The 17,576-nt window shown below is 70.8% G+C and carries 18 protein-coding genes and 1 pseudogene; 13 read left to right on the top strand and 6 right to left on the bottom strand.

The window, feature by feature from the left end; genetic code table 11:
- The first annotated feature begins 341 nt into the window (after window positions 1-341).
- The gene (locus AOZ13_RS10135; RefSeq protein ID WP_021780499.1) at window positions 342-1,211 is read left to right on the top strand and encodes an isoaspartyl peptidase/L-asparaginase; all 870 of its coding nucleotides are present in this window, start codon (window positions 342-344) and stop codon (window positions 1,209-1,211) included.
- A gap of 58 nt (window positions 1,212-1,269) precedes the next feature.
- Here the strand turns inward: AOZ13_RS10135 and AOZ13_RS10130 are convergent, their stop codons facing one another.
- A complete protein-coding gene (locus AOZ13_RS10130; protein ID WP_020221949.1) occupies window positions 1,270-1,917 on the bottom strand; it encodes an SdpI family protein in 648 nt (215 codons plus the stop codon).
- Between the two features lie 166 nt (window positions 1,918-2,083).
- Between AOZ13_RS10130 and map the strand changes: the two genes are divergently transcribed.
- Window positions 2,084-2,980 (top strand): type II methionyl aminopeptidase, encoded by an 897-nt coding sequence (gene map / locus AOZ13_RS10125; RefSeq protein WP_020221948.1) that lies wholly within the window; start codon window positions 2,084-2,086, stop codon window positions 2,978-2,980.
- A 94-nt stretch (window positions 2,981-3,074) separates the two neighbouring features.
- Here map and AOZ13_RS10120 read toward each other — a convergent pair whose 3' ends face one another.
- Window positions 3,075-3,275 carry a DUF7835 family putative zinc beta-ribbon protein gene (locus tag AOZ13_RS10120; protein ID WP_044957765.1) on the bottom strand — a complete coding sequence of 67 codons (201 nt, stop codon included), beginning with the start codon at window positions 3,273-3,275 and terminating at the stop codon, window positions 3,075-3,077.
- 142 nt (window positions 3,276-3,417) lie between these two features.
- Here AOZ13_RS10120 and AOZ13_RS10115 point away from each other — a divergent pair, with 142 nt between their 5' ends.
- From AOZ13_RS10115 to AOZ13_RS10105, 3 genes are all read left to right on the top strand, one after another.
- Window positions 3,418-3,966 carry an HIT domain-containing protein gene (locus tag AOZ13_RS10115; protein ID WP_020221946.1) on the top strand — a complete coding sequence of 183 codons (549 nt, stop codon included), beginning with the start codon at window positions 3,418-3,420 and terminating at the stop codon, window positions 3,964-3,966.
- 49 nt (window positions 3,967-4,015) lie between these two features.
- Window positions 4,016-4,927 carry a cation diffusion facilitator family transporter gene (locus AOZ13_RS10110; RefSeq protein WP_021780498.1) on the top strand — a complete coding sequence of 304 codons (912 nt, stop codon included), beginning with the start codon at window positions 4,016-4,018 and terminating at the stop codon, window positions 4,925-4,927.
- A 183-nt stretch (window positions 4,928-5,110) separates the two neighbouring features.
- Entirely contained in the window at window positions 5,111-5,641 is a 531-nt protein-coding gene (locus AOZ13_RS10105; RefSeq protein WP_021780497.1) for an NUDIX hydrolase, read from the top strand.
- On the opposite strand, the gene AOZ13_RS10100 is transcribed toward AOZ13_RS10105, so the two are convergent.
- Window positions 5,638-6,885 (bottom strand): tRNA (N(6)-L-threonylcarbamoyladenosine(37)-C(2))-methylthiotransferase, encoded by a 1,248-nt coding sequence (locus AOZ13_RS10100; protein ID WP_020221944.1) that lies wholly within the window; start codon window positions 6,883-6,885, stop codon window positions 5,638-5,640. The two genes, AOZ13_RS10105 and AOZ13_RS10100, sit on opposite strands and share 4 nt — an antisense overlap.
- 110 nt (window positions 6,886-6,995) lie before the next feature.
- Between AOZ13_RS10100 and AOZ13_RS10095 the strand changes: the two genes are divergently transcribed.
- The 3 genes from AOZ13_RS10095 to AOZ13_RS10085 all read left to right on the top strand — a co-directional run bounded on the left by AOZ13_RS10095 (window position 6,996) and on the right by AOZ13_RS10085 (window position 10,243).
- Window positions 6,996-7,805: a DUF63 family protein gene (locus AOZ13_RS10095; protein ID WP_049934060.1), complete on the top strand. Its 810-nt coding sequence runs from the start codon at window positions 6,996-6,998 to the stop codon at window positions 7,803-7,805.
- A gap of 45 nt (window positions 7,806-7,850) precedes the next feature.
- On the top strand, window positions 7,851-8,579 hold the full coding sequence (locus tag AOZ13_RS10090; RefSeq protein ID WP_020222265.1) for a nucleoside phosphorylase: 729 nt from the start codon (window positions 7,851-7,853) through the stop codon (window positions 8,577-8,579).
- 152 nt (window positions 8,580-8,731) lie between these two features.
- On the top strand, window positions 8,732-10,243 hold the full coding sequence (locus tag AOZ13_RS10085; protein ID WP_020222264.1) for an HPP family protein: 1,512 nt from the start codon (window positions 8,732-8,734) through the stop codon (window positions 10,241-10,243).
- Window positions 10,244-10,330: 87 nt separating this feature from the next.
- On the opposite strand, the gene AOZ13_RS10080 is transcribed toward AOZ13_RS10085, so the two are convergent.
- Window positions 10,331-11,488, bottom strand: coding sequence for an NAD-binding protein (locus AOZ13_RS10080; protein ID WP_020222263.1), 1,158 nt, complete (start codon window positions 11,486-11,488; stop codon window positions 10,331-10,333).
- A 225-nt stretch (window positions 11,489-11,713) separates the two neighbouring features.
- On the opposite strand from AOZ13_RS10080, the pseudogene AOZ13_RS10075 reads away from it, so the two are divergent.
- The 3 genes and pseudogenes from AOZ13_RS10075 (at window position 11,714) to AOZ13_RS10065 (ending at window position 14,498) form a co-directional block, all read left to right on the top strand.
- Window positions 11,714-13,006: pseudogene (locus AOZ13_RS10075) on the top strand (potassium channel family protein).
- Window positions 13,006-14,196, top strand: coding sequence for a hypothetical protein (locus AOZ13_RS10070; protein WP_021780494.1), 1,191 nt, complete (start codon window positions 13,006-13,008; stop codon window positions 14,194-14,196). Before AOZ13_RS10075 ends, AOZ13_RS10070 begins: the two are co-directional and overlap by 1 nt.
- Window positions 14,197-14,234: 38 nt before the next feature.
- Window positions 14,235-14,498 (top strand): ubiquitin-like small modifier protein 1, encoded by a 264-nt coding sequence (locus tag AOZ13_RS10065; protein WP_021780493.1) that lies wholly within the window; start codon window positions 14,235-14,237, stop codon window positions 14,496-14,498.
- Window positions 14,499-14,626: 128 nt separating this feature from the next.
- On the opposite strand, the gene gatD is transcribed toward AOZ13_RS10065, so the two are convergent.
- The gene (gene gatD, locus AOZ13_RS10060) at window positions 14,627-15,895 is read right to left on the bottom strand and encodes a Glu-tRNA(Gln) amidotransferase subunit GatD (protein WP_021780492.1); all 1,269 of its coding nucleotides are present in this window, start codon (window positions 15,893-15,895) and stop codon (window positions 14,627-14,629) included.
- Window positions 15,896-15,995: 100 nt separating this feature from the next.
- Between gatD and AOZ13_RS10055 the strand changes: the two genes are divergently transcribed.
- On the top strand, window positions 15,996-16,469 hold the full coding sequence (locus AOZ13_RS10055) for a hypothetical protein (RefSeq protein ID WP_049934059.1): 474 nt from the start codon (window positions 15,996-15,998) through the stop codon (window positions 16,467-16,469).
- On the opposite strand, the gene AOZ13_RS10050 is transcribed toward AOZ13_RS10055, so the two are convergent.
- Window positions 16,453-17,118, bottom strand: a complete 666-nt coding sequence (locus AOZ13_RS10050; RefSeq protein ID WP_020222813.1) for an ArsR/SmtB family transcription factor — start codon at window positions 17,116-17,118, stop codon at window positions 16,453-16,455. The genes AOZ13_RS10055 and AOZ13_RS10050 overlap by 17 nt on opposite strands.
- A gap of 96 nt (window positions 17,119-17,214) precedes the next feature.
- On the opposite strand from AOZ13_RS10050, the gene AOZ13_RS10045 reads away from it, so the two are divergent.
- The gene (locus tag AOZ13_RS10045) at window positions 17,215-17,550 is read left to right on the top strand and encodes a DUF5802 family protein (RefSeq protein WP_020222812.1); all 336 of its coding nucleotides are present in this window, start codon (window positions 17,215-17,217) and stop codon (window positions 17,548-17,550) included.
- The last annotated feature ends 26 nt before the right edge of the window (window positions 17,551-17,576 follow it).

Genomic DNA, 17,576 nt, shown 5'->3' with positions numbered 1-17,576 from the left:
ACTTCGACCTGCTCGTACTCGTAGCTCATCTCGTCTCAAGCCACCCGGCGAGCGCCTAAAAGGACTGCTGTTTCCGCGCGCCTCTTCGACGTTCGTCGAACACTCGAGCCGTCGTCTCGTGTACGGTACGCGCCCTCACGGTGACGTTCCCCGTCCGGTCGCTCCCGAGACGTACCCGTGCCAACGTCCCCCGCCCGTCCCCCGCCGTCCGCGTCCCGCCGACCGCGCGAACGCCCGCGGCCGCGACGCCGGTTCGGGTTTGGGGTCGGCCGGACGCGGAAGCCCCGACCCGGCGCCGCGAAACCGCCGGCCTTCACAGTCCCGGGCGCGTCGGGTCGCCCATGCGCATCATCGTACACGGCGGCGCGGGCGGCGCGCCCGACGACCCGGAGCCCCGAGAGGCGGTCCTCGACGACGCGGCGGACGCCGGCGCCGACGAGTCCGACCCCCTCGACGCGGTCGAAGCCGCGGTCCGCGTCCTCGAATCCGACGAGCGCTTCAACGCCGGCGTCGGCGGCGCCGTCCAGTCCGACGGCATCATCCGCACCGACGCGGGCGTCATGACGAGCGACCGCGAGGCGGGGTCAGCGGGGTCGATGCCGGGCGTCGAACACGCTGTCAGCGTCGCCCGGCACGTCGCGGACGATACCCCGCACGTCCAACTCGCGGGCGTCCACGCCGTCGACTTCGCCGAGGACGTCGGCGTCGAGACGGAGGTGGACCTCTGGACCGAGCGCTCCCGCGAGCGCTGGGAGGGCCTCGACGGCCACCCCGAGGGCACACCGAGCGAGCACCTCGCGTGGATACAGGATAGGTTTGGAGATGACCCGGACGACCCGCGGGACCACGATACGGTGGGTGCGGTCGCCTACGACGGTGATTCGTTCGCGGCCGCGACTTCGACGGGCGGTCGGTGGTTCGCGCTCGCGGGCCGCGTCGGCGACGTCCCCCAGATCGGCTCGGGCTTCTACGCCGCCCCCGCGGGCGCGGCGTCCGCGACCGGCGCGGGCGAGGCCATCGCGAAGACGACGCTCACCCGCCGCGCCGTCCGATACTTGGAGGACGGCGTCGACGCCGCGACCGCGGCCGAGCGCGCCGTCGCCGACCTCGGCGAACTCACCGGGGAGGGCGCGGGCGTCATCGTCCTCGACCGCGAGGGTCGGTTCGGGGAGGCGTACAACACGGACGCGATGCAGACCTCGCGGAACTGACCGACGGGAAGGTCCGCGGAACGCGTCGTCTCGGGAGGGAGAGCGGTCGACGAGCCCCTCAGTCGTCGCGTTCGAGGCGCTCGTAGAGCCAGTAGGAGTACGCGACGGTGATCGCGGCGGTGGCGAGCGCGGGGACGAGGAGGAAGTACATCGCGTAGTCGTCGAAGAGGAGGCCGACGAGCGCGAGGACGGCGCTGGCCTTGAACAGCCGGGAACCGAGCGCGTGCGTGCGGTCCCACACCTCGTCGCTGTCGAGCGTCCACGGGGTACGGACGCCGACGAACCAGTTCGGCTCGGCGTGCGGCAGGACGACGCCGACGCTGTAGAAGAGGCCGGCGATACCGACGAGGACGAGGTCCACGAAGTCGAAGCGGTAGCCGAGGTTGTAGGCGAGCGTGCCGGCGTGGACGAGGAGGAGGAACCCGGCGAGCAGGACGACCAGCCAGTCGTAGTACGTGCGGAAGGACGCGTACCGCTCCCCGCGCGGATCGACCCGCGGCACGACCGCGAGGACGGCGACGAGAGCGGCGGAGAGCGCGGGGACGAACGCGAGCGCGAACGGCTTCGACATCGTTCCGTTCGGCTCGCCGGCTGCGCTCCAGTGCGTGACGACCGTCTCCGGCAGCGAGGGCGCGGCGAGGACGCTGAGAACGGCGGAGAGGGCGACGAGGCCGGCCGCTACGCCGAAGCGCTGTCGCGTGTTCACGTCCCACCGAGACGCGCCGCGAGCATAAGGGTGGCGTGCGACGCGCCACGCTCGTCGCGCTATCCCTCGCGCTTCCCCGCGGTCAGCGCTCGGTCGTTTCGCGGTCTCACTCCGTTCGACCGCGGTATCCGACACCGTAAAAGGACGAGCGCGCGAAGCCGACGGTATGACGGACACCGTCGAATTCGGAACGGAGGCCCACGAGAAGTACCGCGAGGCTGGCGAGACCCTCGCGCAGGTGCTCGACGAGGCCGAGGAGCGCGTCGAGGTCGGCGCGAAACACATCGACGTCGCGGAATACGCCGAAGAACGCATCCACGAGTTGGGCGGCCGCCCGGCGTTCCCCGCGAACATCAGCGTCGACGAGGAGGCGAGTCACGCCTCGCCGCACGCCGACGACGACGCGACCTTCGGCGAGGAGATCGTCTGTCTCGACCTCGGCGTCCACGTCGACGGCTACATCGCGGACGCCGCGCGCACGGTCGACCTCTCGGGGAATCCCGAACTGACGGAGGCGGCCGAGGAGGCGCTCGACGCCGCCCTCGACGTCGTCGAGGCGGGCGCGCACACCGGCGAGATCGGCGCGGAGGTCGCGGACGTCATCGAAGCGTACGGCTATCAGCCCATCGTGAACCTCTCCGGTCACGGTCTCGAACGGTGGGACGCCCACACCGACCCGAGCGTGCCGAATCGGGGCACCGATCGCGGGACGGTCCTCGAAGCCGGTGACGTCCTCGCGGTCGAACCGTTCGCGACGACCGGATCCGGGAAGGTCACGGAGGGTTCGAAGACCGAGATCTACTCGCTCGTCGATGACCGATCGGTCCGCAACCGACAGGCCCGACGGGTCTTGGAGACGGTCCGCGAGGAGTACCGCGAGCTGCCGTTCGCCAAGCGGTGGCTGGACGCCCCGCGCGCGGACATGGCGATACGGCGTCTGGAGACGCAGGGCGTCCTGCGCTCGTATCCGGTGCTCCACGAGTCGGAGGGCGAACTCGTCGCGCAGGCCGAGCACACGATCATCGTCACCGAGGACGGCTACGAGGCGACGACGAAGCAGTAGGCGTCGCTACCGTACGTGACGACGTGAGGGGGAATCGCGCGTTGTGCGCGATAAAACATTGAGGGGGATCGACGACGGATCGCTGCGTCGTGTTTTACGCGTTGTTCATCCGGGTAGACGTTTTCTCACCGGAGACGCGACACTTCGCGACGCGGTAGGGTTCGCGCGAGAACTCCGCGTTCTCCTCCTTGTCGGACTCGGTCTTGAGTTCGACGGAGACCGCGTGAGGCGTCTCCTTGCCACAGTTCCCGCACGCTTCCGCCATCCCATCGGAACGAGGTGTTTTACTTGCCATCGGAACCACCCTCACCCCATTCCACTCACTACGGGCACAAAAATCCCCTTCACTCCACTCACGACCTGAAAAAGACCGCGCCGCGTCGTTTCCTACTGATCGTTCCGAAAACTACCTCCGGTCGCCCGACGAGCGTGTCGGTATGGAGCAGGTGTTCGCCCCGTGGCGCATCGAGTGGGTGAAACGCGAGGACAAGAACCCGGACGTCGAGGAGTGCGTCTTCTGCGAACTCCCCGAGCGCGAGGACGCCCGCGAGAACCTCGTCGTCGCGGCGAGCGAGCGCGCGTTCGTCCTCCTCAACAACGCGCCGTACAATCCCGGGCACCTGATGGTGCTCCCGCGCGAGCACGGCGGCGACTACGCGGCGCTCGACGACGCGACGCTCCTCGATCACGCCCGCCTGAAGCAGCGCGCGCTCGACGCGCTCGACGCCGCGTTCGAGCCGCACGCGTACAACGCTGGGCTGAACCTCGGCGGCGGCGCGGCCGGCGGGAGCATCGACGATCACGTCCACACCCACGTCGTCCCGCGCTACGAGGGCGACACGAACTTCATGCCGGTCGTCGCCGACACGAAGGTCGTCGTGGAGGGTCTCGCGGACTCCTACGACGCGCTCCACGAGGCGTTCGCCGCGCAGTCCGACGCGACGGATCGCGGCCCGAAGACCCCGGTCGCGCTCGATTTCGACTGACTCAAAAAATCCACAACGCACTTGTTCGACGGCGACCAATCTCCGGCGGATGGACCGCAAGACCGCGATGCGGCGGGCGGGAGCGGTGGTCCTCGCCGCGAACGTCGCGCTCGTCGTCGCGAAGGGCGGCGTCTGGTGGTACACGGGGAGTCTCGCCATCGGGTCCGAAGCGGTCAACAGCGGATCGGACGCGCTCTACAGCCTCGTCGTCCTCGGTGGCCTCTACCTGACGACGCGGCCCGCGGACTTCGAACACCCGCACGGCCACGAGCGCATCGAGCCGTTCGTCTCGCTGTTCGTCGCCGTCGGCGTGTTCGCCGCGGGCATCACCGTCCTCTACAACGCGACGACCGCGGTCCTCACGGGCACGTACGGCGGTGCGGCGGGCGCGCTCGGCGTCGCCGTGCTCCTCGCGTCCGCGGGCGCGAAGTACGGACTCTATCGCTACTGTCGGCGCGTGGGTGAGACGCACAACTCCCCCGCGCTGGTCGCCGCGGCGCTCGACAACAGGAACGACATCCTCACGGCGGCCGCGGCGCTCGTCGGCGTCGTCGGTGCCGCCGCGGGCTACCCCGTCCTCGATCCGATCGCCGCGGGCGTCGTCTCGCTCGGCATCCTCTACACGGGCTACGAGATCGTCCGCGACAACGTCAACTACCTCGTCGGGGCCGCCCCGCCAGAGGACCTGCGCCGCGAGATCCTCGAGCGCGCGCTGCGCCACGATCGGGTCGCGGGCGCCCACGACGTCGTCGCCCATTACGTCGGCCCGGAGGTGGACGTCAGCCTCCATATCGAGGTCGAAGGCGACCTGTCGCTCTTCGAGGCACACGACATCGAGTCGGCGGTCGTTCAGGACATCCGCTCGATGCCGGAGGTCGACGACGTCTTCGTCCACGTCGATCCGAAGGAGATGGGTGAGTGGAAGGCCGACCGCGACGCCGATCGCCTGCTCGGACGATAGTCTGACCACACGTCCCCCACATCAGACCGAAATCAATCATACGGTCTTGAAACCCTGATATCCTGTCTGTTATTGCCTGTTATATCGCTATTTCCTCTCCCCTCTCGAAGAAACTGCCCAAACGCTTATGCTTGTGTGGTACTATCTCGCACATGTGGCCGGTGTTCCGGCGACGGACTCGACATGAGCGCGACCGGAGAGACCACGACCCGAACGAGAACGATGCTGCTCGCCCGCGTCCGCGGTCGGCGCGACGCCCTCACCGAGGAGTGGGGCGAGCGACCAGAGCGACCGCCGCAGCCCGCGGCCCGCGACGTCGCGGAACGTCCCGCACCCGCGGACGCCGCGGCGTTCGACGAACGGGCGTATCAGTGGCGCGTCGACGTCGTCCTCACCGACGACGCGGGCCGCGTCCTCCTCCATCGCGACGGCGACTCGTGGACGCTCCCCGGCGGTGCGGGCGAGCGCGCGGAGACGCTCGATGCGGCCGCCATCCGCCACGCCGCCCCGACCGCCGGTGACGACCTCGCCCTCCGCGATCTCCTCTGGACCCAAGTCGTCGAGTTCGACTACGACTCCGTCACCTACCCGGCGCTCCGCGCCGTCGTTCACGTCGAAATCGCCGACAGCGAGCGCGCGCAGGGCGAGTGGTTCGCCCCCGAGGACCTGCCCGCGTCGCTACCCGATCGCGAGGCGATCCGCGAGTCCCTCTAGATCGGCTCGCCGAACGCGTACATCGTCTGGTGGCCCGTCACTTCCACCGTCGCGAAGTCGCCCGGTTCGAGACCGTGCTCGTCCGCGTTCTGCACGATGACCTGTCTGTACGCCGAATCGTAACACTTCACCGAGTCTCCCGTCCCGTGCTCGGTGACGAGCACGTCGCGTTCCGTCCCGACCATCGACTCGTAGGCCTCGCCCACGACCTCGCGCTTCAGCTCGGACATCGCCTTCGAGCGCTCCTTCTTCAGCGTCCCACCGAGACCCTTCAACTCCGCGGCGTCGGTCCCGGGGCGCTTCGAGAAGCGCGTGACGTTGATCTTCTCCGGGCGCGTCTCGCGCAGGAGCGCCATCGACATCTCGTGGTCGGCGTCCTCCTCCGTGGGGTAGCCGACGATGAAGTCCGTCGCGAGCGTCCACTCGTCCAGATACTCGTCGAACGTCTCGACGATCTCGACGTACTGCTCGACGCGGTGCTGGCGGCGCATGTGTTCGAGCACGTCGTCGCTCCCGGACTGGACGGGCGCGTGCAGGAAGTTGTAGAGCTGCTCGTGTGCGGCGAACACCTCGGCCAGCTCCTCGCGGATGCCGTGCACGCCCCCGGGGTTCGCCATCCCGACGCGGACGCGGAAGTCGCCCTCGATCTCCGTACAGATGCGCTCTAAGAGTTCGGGGAGCTTGCGCTCACCGGTATCCCAGCCGTAGACACCGGTATCCTGTCCGGTGATGCGGATCTCCGTCGCGCCGGCGTGGACGAGCGCGCGGGCCTTCTCGACGTTCTCCGCGACGGGTGGCGAATCGACGCGCCCCGTCGCGTGCTTCGTGATGCAGTACGAGCAGTTCGACATACAGCCGCGTGCGATGGGGAGGATGCCGATGACGCCGTCCAGAACGGGTTCGGCGTCGGGCGTCGGCGTCGGGCACTCCCCGTTCGTGATCGCTTCGGGGACCTCGTCCCAGTGGAGCACCTCGGCGTCGACGTCGCCGAACTCGCCGCCCTGCGCGAGCGCCATACAGCCCGTCACGTAGAGGTCCGCGGTCTCGTCCGCGAGCTCCTCGGCCCGGCGGAGCATGTTGCGCTCCGTCTTCTCCACGACCGTACAGGTGTTGAGGATGGCGACGTCCGCCGCCCCGGCCCCGTCGACTTTCCGGTGACCGGCGTCGCGGAGCCGTCGCTCGATCTCGCGGCTCTCGCCGCGGTTCGACGTGCACCCGTAGGTCTCGATGTGATACCGGGCCATCTCGTCGGGAGTTCGCCCGGCACGGCCAAAAGCCCCGCGCTTTCGCACACGCGCGAGGCGAGCGCGCCGGATGGTAACGCTTTCACGCCCGGCACCCGCGGGATTCGGATATGGTGCTCCCGTCCGGCTTCACGGTGCCGCCGCTGCCCGCGCTCGCCGTCCTCCTCGCCGGTGTCGTCGTCGCCGTCGCGGCGCTCGCCCGCGAGCGACCGTCGCTGACCGACCGGACGGTCCTCGCGTTCGCGCCGTGGATGGCCCTCGGCTCCGCCGCGTACGTCTGTCACCAACTCGGCGTCCTCCCGACCGCCGTGGCGCCCTTCGCCTCCGCGCCCGCCGTCTACGGATCGACGTTCGTCGTCGCCGTCGCCGTCTGGGTCGGCGCGCGCCGCACGGGCGCGCCGACACGCGTGCTCGCGGGCGTCGGCCTCCTCGCGCTCTCGCTCCCCGTCGCGCTCGCCGTCCGATACGGGACGCGCGACGGCCTCCTCGCGCCCCTCTGGCCGTCCCTCGGTCTCCTCATGGCGTGCTTCCTCGCGGCCGTCTGCTGGACCGGGATGCGCCGCCTCCGCGTCGAGGACGCGCGCGCCGTCGGCGGCGCCGGCGCGCTCGTGATCTTCGGGCACGCGCTCGACGCCGCCACGACCGCCGTCGGCGTCGACGCGCTCGGCTTCGGCGAACAGACGCCGCTCTCCCGCGTCATCATGCAGTTCGCCGGCTCACTCCCCACCGCGCCCGTCCTCGGCGTCGGGTGGCTGTTCATCGCCGTGAAACTCGTCCTCGCCGTCGGCATCGTCCTCCTGCTCGCCGACTACGTCCGCGAGGCGCCCACGGAGGGGTACCTCCTCCTCGCGTTCATCGCCGCGGTCGGTCTCGGGCCCGGCGCGCACAACCTCCTGCTGTTCACCGTCGCATCCCCCTGATCCCGGTCCGGTCGCTTTTTGCTCCCCTCGCGCGACGACTCGCGTATGGCCACCCAACCCCACCTGCTCGTCGACGAGGGCGACGTGAACGACATCGCGATCGTTCCCGGCGACCCCGGACGCGTCCAGCGCATCGCCGATCACTGCGACGACCCCGTCGAGGTGTCATCGAACCGCGAGTACACGGTCGTCAACACCACCTACGAGGGCGTCGACCTCACGATCTGCTCGACCGGCATCGGCGGCCCGAGCACCGCCATCGCCCTCGAAGAACTCGCGAACGTCGGCGTCGAGACGTTCCTGCGCGTCGGCACCACGGGGGCGCTTCAGACCGGGATCGAGATCGGCGACATGATCGTCGCGACGGGCGCCGCGAAGGCCGAAGGAACCACGAAGCGCTACGAATCCCCCGAGATCCCCGCCGTCCCCGACTACGACGCGCTCTCCGCGCTCGTCGACGCCGCCGAAGCGCGCGACGAGGACGTCCACGTCGGCCCGATCGTCAGCGACGACGCCTTCTACAACGAGACCGAGGACTACGTCGCGGCGTGGAACGACGCCGGTCTCCTCGCCGTCGAGATGGAGGCCGCGACGCTCTTCTCGCTCGCGCGACGTCGCGGCCTGCGCGCCGGCGCCATCTGCACCGCCGACGGCAACCTCATCGAGGGCACCCAGAAGGGCGCCGGCGGCGAGGAGGAACTCCCCGAGAAAGCGAAGAACAACGTCGCGCGCGCCATCCGCATCACGCTCGACGCCGCGACCGAACTCGCGTAAGCGAGTCGGCGGGCAGCGGACCCCCGATTCGCGCTATCGTCGCGCACGTGCGTCGAGCGCGCCCGCGTCGCTCTTCCCGCGGCCCCTCGCGTCGCTCGGGCCCGCGTCGCATGACGAAAGAGCAAAACCCGCCGGGTCCGTCCTCCCGGAACATGCTCGAGTCGTTACGGCGACGCCTGCGCGCGGCCCGCAGGCGCGCCGGCACGCTCGAACGCCGCCAGTCGCGCGACGCGCGCCACTGGCTGGCGGAGACGAGCAATCTCACGCACGCCTCCGTGCTCGTCTTCGTACCGTTGCTCATCGGCTTCGTCACCTTCCTCTCGAACGAACTCCAACTCGTCTCATTCCTCCTCTTCCCGCCGCTCGCCTCGGGGACGTACACGCTGTTCGCCGACCCCGAGGGGAAGTACGCGAACACGTGGAAGTTCGTCGGCGGCCTGAGCCTCGGCGCGTTCTGCGGGTGGATCGCCATCGAGTTCACCGCGCTCTTCGCGCCCGCCGTGGCCGGCGGCGGAGGCGCGCCGTGGCAGGTCCACGCGTGGGCGGCCGCACTCGCCATCTTCCTCACCGGCGTACTCACGTGGGTCCTCGATCTCGAAGAACCGAGCGCCTTCTCCACCGCCCTCCTCGTCCTCCTCACCGATCCCGGCCGCTTCATCGACGTCGCCGGGATCGCCGTCTCCACCTCCGTCGTCTACGTCGTCACCGTCGCGATCTCGACGAGCATCATCGCCATCGCCTTCGTCGCGTGGCGCCGCGAGTTCTACGAGCGCCGCGCGCGCTACCTCTACACGACGACGCAGGCCGACGACCACGTCCTCGTGCCGATGCGCGGCGACACGGACACGGAGACCGCGATGCTCGGCGCGCGCCTCGCCGCCGCCCACGACGCCGGGAAGGTCGTCCTCCTCGACGTCGTCGACGACGAAGCCATCGCCGCCGCCGAGCGCCGCCTCATCGAGGAACACGACGACGTCGAACTCGGCGACGAGAACCGGGACGTCGAGGCCGACGCGGACGTCCGCGAACTCGCCGAGCGCAGCGCCGCCGACGAGGCCGCCGCCGATCTGGAACGCCGCGCGGCGCGGATCGAGACCCGCGTCGGCGTCCCCTGCGAGGTCGTCGTCACCGTCGAGGCGGACCTCTCCGTCCCCGGCCTCCTCGACGTCGCGCGCGACACGAACTGCGATCTCGTCGCGACGCCGCTCGAACGCGAGGACGACGGGACGCCGACGCGCTTCGTCCGCGAACTCTTCCGCAGCGACATCGACACCGTCGCCTTCGACTCGAAGGCCGAGCGCACCGACTGGAAGCGCGTCATGGTGCCCGTGCACCGCGCCGGCCCGCTCGCGCACGCCATGGTCGACTACGGCCAGCGCCTCGCCGGCCGCGCCGGCACCGTCAGCGTCTGCACCTGCATCGGCGACGAGCGCTCGCGGCGCGACGCCGAATCCATGCTCGCGAACCTCACCGAGACCACGGACGCGCGCTGCGAGACGCGCGTCTCGCGCTCCACGCTCGATCAGTTCATCGACCGCAACGAGTCCCACTACGACCTCGTCATCATCGGTGCTCACACCCGCGGGACGCGCCTCAGCGCCCCCGAAGCCTTCGAGCGCACCCGCGACGTCGACACCGACGTCGCCGTCGTGCACACGCGGTAGGGGTCGCTCCCCCGCGCTCGCTCAGCCGGGATTTCGACCCGTACGGTCACGCTCGCTTCGCTCGCGGGCGCCCCCTTCCGTTTCCGTTCACTCCTCTCCCATCGGCTCCTCGCCGTCCGCGACCTGCTTCGCCGTCTCCTCCGCTCGCTCGTCGCCGAGCGCGGACTGGACGAGCAGGCGCCCGCCGATGACCGCGGGGCTGATGACGGTGTCGGCGCCCGCGGCGCGGAGTTTCTCCTCGTTCTCGCGCTCGCTCGCGGCGGCGACGATCCGGATGTCGGGCTGGAGTTGGCGCGCCGTGAGGATCGCGAGGGCGTCCTGTCCGTCGTCGTTCGTCGCGGCGACGACCGCGTCCGCGCGATCGATACCGGCGTGATCGAGCGACGCGGCGTCCGATGGGTCCTCCGTGAGGACGTTCAGGCCGCGCTCGCGGAGCGACTCCGCGACGGACGGCTCCTTCACGAGGACGACGAACTCGCGGTTCGAGCCGAGTTCTTCGAGGATCGATTCGGTCAGTTCGCCGTAGCCGGCGACGATGACGTGGTGTTCGAGGGATTCGAGTTGTGATTGGGTCATGCGTCCGAGTGCGGAGGCGAAGCGCGCCTCGATGGCGGGACCGAGGAGGGTGCTGAGCGCGACGCCGAAGCCGGCGACGCCGAGGACGAGCACGGAGAGCGAGAACAGCGTCGCCATCGGGGTCTTCGGCGTGATGTCGCCGTACCCGACCGTGCTCGCGGTGACGAGCGTGTAGTAGAACGCGTCGAGAAGCGAGGAGACGCCGGGAAAGCCGTCGCGAAGCGCGTACGTCCCGACGGTGCCGTAGACGAGGACGCCCGCGAGGACGACCACCGCGGTCAGCTGGCTCGTCGAGAGCGAGAGCTCGCGGTCGAAGCGCGAGCGCGTGAGCGCGACGACGGGGAGCGAGAGGAGCGAGAGGAGGACGAGCGGCACCGAGTAGACGGACACCTGCACGAGCCCCTGAATCGCCGTGATCGGGAGGAGGACGACGGTCGACCACCACGCCGCGCGCAGACCGCGGCGCATCCCGAGCGCGGAGACGACCATCAGGAAGCCGGTGAGCGCGCCGGTGAACCCCGCGACCTGCTGGACGGCGCTCGGGACGAACGGGCCGAACTGCGGGCTGAGGATGTTCACGACGCCCGTCACGACGGAGAGGACGGCGACGAGCGACGTGCACAGGACGGCGACGTGCGCCGACAGCAGCCGCCGGCTCGTGAGGTCCATACCGGGGCGGGGAGCGCGTCCACCATAAGTCTGGATAGTCGCACGACGCGTCGGGCCGCCACCGTACCGCGACTGCCACCGTACCGCGACTGCCACCGTACCGCGACTGCCACCGCCGACCGCGACTGCCACCGCCGACCGCGGGCCGCGGACGGGGACGCGCACACGGGGGACGCGTCGCGCCCGCGGCGGTACCGCTTTATTGCATCCGCACCACGTCCGCGTATGCCGTTCGGTCTCTCCACGGCGTCGTTCCCGATGCAGGTCCTCCTCGGTCTCTATCTCGGCCTCCTCACGGGCGTCGTGCCCGCGCTCGTCTGCTTCGGGTTCGGCTTCGTCTTCAAGTACGTCACCGGTCTCACCATCCCCGCGCTCGGCGTCGTCGTCCTCGGTATCGCCATCGCCGGTATCAACGGCGGGCTGATGGCGTTCAACGACGCCACCGTCGTCCAGTCCTCGAACAGCGTCGCGCTCGTCACCGCGCTCGTCGTCGTCCTGCTGGGCTGCTTCTACGCCCACGCGAAGGGCGACGCGCTCGGCGCGAGCCTCCCGAAGCACTTCTCGCTCAAGCGCCTGCGCGAGCCTCCCGAAGCACTTCTCGCTCAAGCGCCTGCGCGAGCGCACCCTCTCGAAGGACGTCGTCGACTTCGTCGGCGGCTTCGGACAGGTCCGCGTCCCGATCGTCGGCACCGTCGGCGACATGGAGGCTACCCGCCGCTCCCCGAGACCCTCCGGATCGACATCGCCGCCGTCGACTGGACGTTCCCCGCAGACCTCCCGCTGTCCGAACTCGAACGCCGCTTCGAGGAGCGCCTCCGCGCGGAGTTCGACGTCGCGGACGCCGACGTCCACATCGACGAACGCGCCCGCGCCACCGTCACCGTCGCGCCGCCGCTCTCCGGCGTCTCGAAGCGCGTCGCGCGCGGCGAGCGCGCCGTCTCCGTCACCGCGCTCGTCCCGACCGGCGTCGCGCGCGGCGACGCCGTCACCCTGCACACCGACGCCGGGGACTGCACCGGCACCATCGTCGCTGCGAAGACGGGTCCCGAGGTCGGGGCGGACGAGTCGGGTGCGGACGCGACGCCCGCGACCGACGGCGGAACCGGGGAAGCGCCGGCGGCTCACGCGGCCGGCCACGCGCCCGTGACCACCGGGGGTGAGGGGCGTGTCACCGTCGCCACCGACCGCGCGAGCGCGGAGACCCTGCTCGGCGCGAGCGAGGGATCGATCGTCGTCACCGCGCGCGGGACCCGCCGGGAGTTCGAGTTGCTCTCGCTCCTCCGGCGCACCGGCAACCGCGTGCGGCGGCTCACCGTCCGCGCGGACGGCCCGCTCGACGGAACGACGCTCGGCGAGGCCGACGTCCGCGACGTCTACGGCGTCGCCGTCATCGCGCTCCGCCACGACGGCTCGTGGACCGTCGCGCCGCGCGGCGACACCGCCGTCTCCGGGGGCGACGACTGCTTCGCCGTCGGGACGCGCGAGACGCTGAACGCCTTCGAGGAGGCGGTGGCGTGATGGTCCCCGCGCTCCCGCTGCAGGCGGAGACCGTCGACTACGTCGCCATCCTGATGCGCGGCGCGCTCCGTATCGCCGGTCTCGGCGTCTCCGCCTTCCTCGTCGCGCTCGTCGTCGCGGCCGTCTACCGCTGGTACTTCCGGCAGAGCGCGAGCACGGCGCTCGGGGCGTTCGCCGGCGTCTCCGCCGTCGCGCTCTACTTGAACACGAAGACGGCGTTCGCGTCCGTCGTCGCGAATCAGGCCGCCATCTTCGACGCCGGCGACGTCGTCTTCAACGTCGCGGCGTTCGTCGTCGCGGTCGCGCTCGGCGCGCCCGGCGGCCGCGCGGGCGACCGACTCGCCGTCGAGGCCTTCGCCTTCCTCGGCACGCGGGAGGTCGCGGGCGACGTCGGCCAGCTCGTGACGGCCGTCGGCCGCGTCGTCGCCATCGGGATTCCCGACGAGATCGAGGACGTCGAGGGCTACGATCCCGTCCCCGAGGAGACGAAGGCGAAGATGCACAACAAGACGCTGCTCTTCCCGCGCGGACTCACCGTGCCGGATCTCGAAGCGCGCGTCGCCGCGCGCCTCCGCGAGGACTACGACGTCGGCTACGTGGACGTCGACCTCGACGAGAGCGGCGCCATCACCTACCTCGCGGTCGGCACGCGCCTCGCCGGCATCGGGCCGACGCTCGGGCCGGGGATGGGCGCCGCCGCCGTCCGCGCCGACCCGCCGAACGACGCCGGCCCGGGCGACGCCGTGCAGGTGTGGCGCACCGATCCCGAACCGGAGCGCGTCGCGACCGGCGAGATCCGCGGCGTCGCGGCCGACGTCGTCACGCTCGCGCTCGACGCCACCGACGCGGAGCGGATCGCCGGCGGCGACTACCGCCTGCTCACGCTCCCGAGCGATCCGAGCGCCGACCGGCAGTTCGCGTCCGTCCTCCGCGGCGCCGACGAGACGATGGCGACCGTCACCGTCCGCGAGGGCGGCGCGCTCGCCGACGGCACCATCGGCGACGTCGGCGCGACCGTCGCCGCCGTCCGGCCCGCGGACGGCCCGATCGATCCGATTCCAGCACGTTCCCGTCCCCTCGCCGTCGGCGACGTCCTCTACCTCGTCGCCCGCCCGGACGTCCTCCGCGGGATCGAGGCGGCCGCGAGCGCGGGCGGTGGGGGACGCGGTGGGGGCGAGAGCGAGGACTGACGACAGCCTGATACCGCCCGCGCCCGCAGACGTCCAGTATGGAGTGGAAGCTGTTCGCGGACCTCGCGGAGGTCGCCGGCGGCGATCGGATCGCGGTGTCGGTCCCCGGCGACGCGACGGTCGGGGACGCACTCGACGCCCTCCTCGACGATCGGCCGGCGCTGCGCGAGCGCGTCCTCGACGAGACCGGGTCGCTCTACGACCACGTCAACCTCCTCCGGAACGGTCGCGACGCCGCGCTCGACGAGGAGCTTGAGGCGGGCGACGAACTCGCGCTCTTCCCGCCCGTCAGCGGCGGCTAGCCAGCGCGCTCACGAGGATCGGGTGCGAGTGAGCATCGATGTCCGTCGCCCTCCTCCACAGCCGTCGCCCTCCTCCACAGCCGTCGCCCCCCGCGTAGCCGGACTCGGTCCCGTGTAGGCGACCGCGCTCAGCGGTTGGTCTCGGGCACGGAGCGCTCGCTGAGTTCGCCCGCGAGCGGCGCCCGCATCGCCTCCGCCGGGGACTCCGTGTTCGCGAGCGCCCACATCAGCTTCGTCTTCGCCGTCCCCGGGAGGAGATCCTCGCCCTCGACGACGCCCGCGTCGAGCAGGTCACGCCCGGTGTCGTAGACCCGATCGCAGACGCGACCGCCGAGGCACTGCGAGGTCATCACGACCGTCGTGCCCGCGTCCGTGAGGTCGTCGATGACGTCCACGAGGTCCGAGTTCACGTGGCCGAGTCCCGTTCCCTCGACGACGACGCCCGCGCGGCCCTCCAGCATCTCGAGGAACGCCGGATCCATTCCGGGCGTGAACGTCACTAGCTCGACGTCGGGTTCGAGCGCCGGGCTGATCGCGAGGTCGGTCTCGTCGCGCGCGGCGAGATCGGCCGTTTCGTCGTACGTCACGGTCTCGCTGTCGTAGTCGACGGACCCGATCGGCGAGCCGCCGACGGTCTCGAAGGCGTCGCGCCGCGACGTGTGGCCCTTCCGGACGCGCGTCCCGCGGTGGAGCGCACAGCGGTCGTCGGACTGCGTCGCGTGCATGCAGACCATCACTTCCGCGACGTCCGCCTTCGCGGCCTCGACCGCGCAGACGGCGTTCATCACGTTATCGGAGGACGGCCGGTCCGCGGAGCGCTGGCTGCCCGTGAAGACGACCGGGACCGGCGTGTCGAGCATGAAGGAGAGCGCGGACGCCGAATACTGCATCGTGTCCGTCCCGTGCATCACGACGACGCCGTCCGCGCCGTTCTCGATCTCCTCGTGGACGGCCTCCGCGAGTTCGCGCCAGATCGAGGGATCCATGTTCTCGGAGAGGATGTTCGCGACGACGCGTCCCCGGTAGTTCGCGCGCCCGGCGAGATCGGGGACGGCGCGCAGGACGTCCTCGGCGTCGAACTGCGCCGTCACCGCGCCCGTGCGGTAGTCGACCGTGGAGGCGATCGTTCCACCGGTCGAGATGAGCGCGATCGTGGGGAGGTCGTCGTCGAAGGCGACCGCCGACTCCTCGCCCTCGCCGTCGTCCTCGCCCGCGTTGCCGTCGATCGCGTAGACGTCCGACTCCAGCACCTCGACGTCGGCGTCCTCGCGCTCGATCCCGACGTTGTACCCGCTCGGCAGTTTCACCACGAGGTGCTCCGGCGTCGAGGACGGCAGGAGCACGCCCTCGTTCACCTGTCCGTCGCGCTCCACGCGGACGCGGTCCCCTGAGTGCATGCTTCAGCGTCGCGCGCCGGCGACCTTGAAACCATCCGTTCGCCCCCGATGCGGGCGCGTCGGGACAAGAGCCATACGTCCGCACCGCGCAGTGACGCCCATGTCGCGCGACGACGCGTTCGGCGAAACGGCGGAGCCGGGAGCGAGCGCGGGTCCGTCCACGGGCGCCGACGCCCGCGAGAGGGGTCTCCGTGCGCGCGTCCGTCGGCTCTTCGCGCCGCGTGCCTTCCTCCTCGCGCTCGTCGCCGCCGGCTGCGGGCTGTTCGTCGGCGGGCTCGTCCCGCTCGTCGGCTCGCTGACGCGCTTTCTCGGCCTCGCCGTCGCGACCTTCGCCGTCGGCGCCGTCCTCGCCCGCCGGAGCTACCTCGAAGTCGTGCTCGCCTCGGCGCTCGCGTCGCTCGGCGCCGTCCTGTTCGGTTTCCTCACCTCGGCGTTCCTCCCCGTGGCCGTCGACTTCCTCGCGCGCCACGGTATCGGTCTCGCCGTCGCCGTCGGCGCGATCGGCGCGCTCGCCGGCGTCGTCGGCTACTACTTCGGCCGCGACCTCCGCGACGGACTCACGCGGAGTCTGTGACCGACCAATCCCCCTCCTCGTCGCGTTCGAGGACGTCGCGCTCCCGGAGGTCCGCGAGGGCGCGCTCGACCACGTCCGCCGGGGCGTCGACGCGCCGCGCGATCGTTTCGACCGCCGTCGTCCCGTCCGCGACGGCCGCGACGACCTCCGCGTAGAGCGCCTCGTGGTCGTCGGGATCGATCGTCTCCGCGAGGTCGTCCCGGACGTCCGCGAGGCGCCCCTGCACCCAGCGCTGGGCGAGCGAGAGTTCGCGCTCTAGGTCCTCGAGTTCCGCGAGCTCGTCCGCGAGCGACGCGACGTCCTCGTGGTCGTCGTCCGCCACGCCGTCGATGGAGAGGTGGTGACACCGGGTCAGATCGAGGTCTCGACTCGCCGGATAGGCCGATTTCGCGCCGAAGCCGTGGCGCGAGACGGTGACCTCGAGGCGGAGGTTGCGCGCGATGTGGAAGTACTTCCGGCGCTTCTCGTCCGTCCGGCTCTCGACGAGACCCGCCTCCTCGAGGCGACGGAGGTGGTCGATGACGGCCTTCGGGGAGACCCCGAGGTACTCGCTGATCTCGGTGACGTAGCAGGGCTTGCGCGCGAGCAAGCGCAGGATGCGACGTCTGTTCTCGTTGCCGAGGAGGTCGAGGAGTGCCCCGGAGTCCATGCGTCGTTCGTGAGTTGTCGCCACGCGCTCAAAAGGGTAGCGCAGTACCCGGGTCCGCCGATGGACTTTTCCCCTCTGTGGGTGAGTATAACAAACATGTTCGAGGTGTTCTCGACCGGCTACTACCTCGGACGGCTCTACGTCGAACCGTCCGACGACGGCACGGCCGCGCTCCAGCGCCGCCAGCACGAACGCGTCAACGAGCAGGTGTACGCGGGCGAGGGGCTCGCGCGGACCGACTACCCGCTCGTCATGAAGGTCGGTACCCGACACTACCGCGTCGAGGGCGACGCGGACGTCCCCGCGAACACGCTCGTCGTCCCGCGCGAGACGCTCGACGAGGCCGGCGTCGACAACCCGCCCGCGCTCGCCGAAGTGCTGCTCGCGCGTCCCGACCACGCCCGCCGACTCTTCGAGGTCGGCGCGGTCTGAGGACGTCGCGTTGCTCGCGGTTTCAC

Origin of the sequence: Halarchaeum acidiphilum MH1-52-1, assembly GCF_000474235.1 — an archaeon.
GTDB lineage: Archaea > Halobacteriota > Halobacteria > Halobacteriales > Halobacteriaceae > Halarchaeum > Halarchaeum acidiphilum.
Note: the sequence above shows the minus strand (reverse complement) of the source record. Positions and strands in the feature narration are given on the sequence as shown.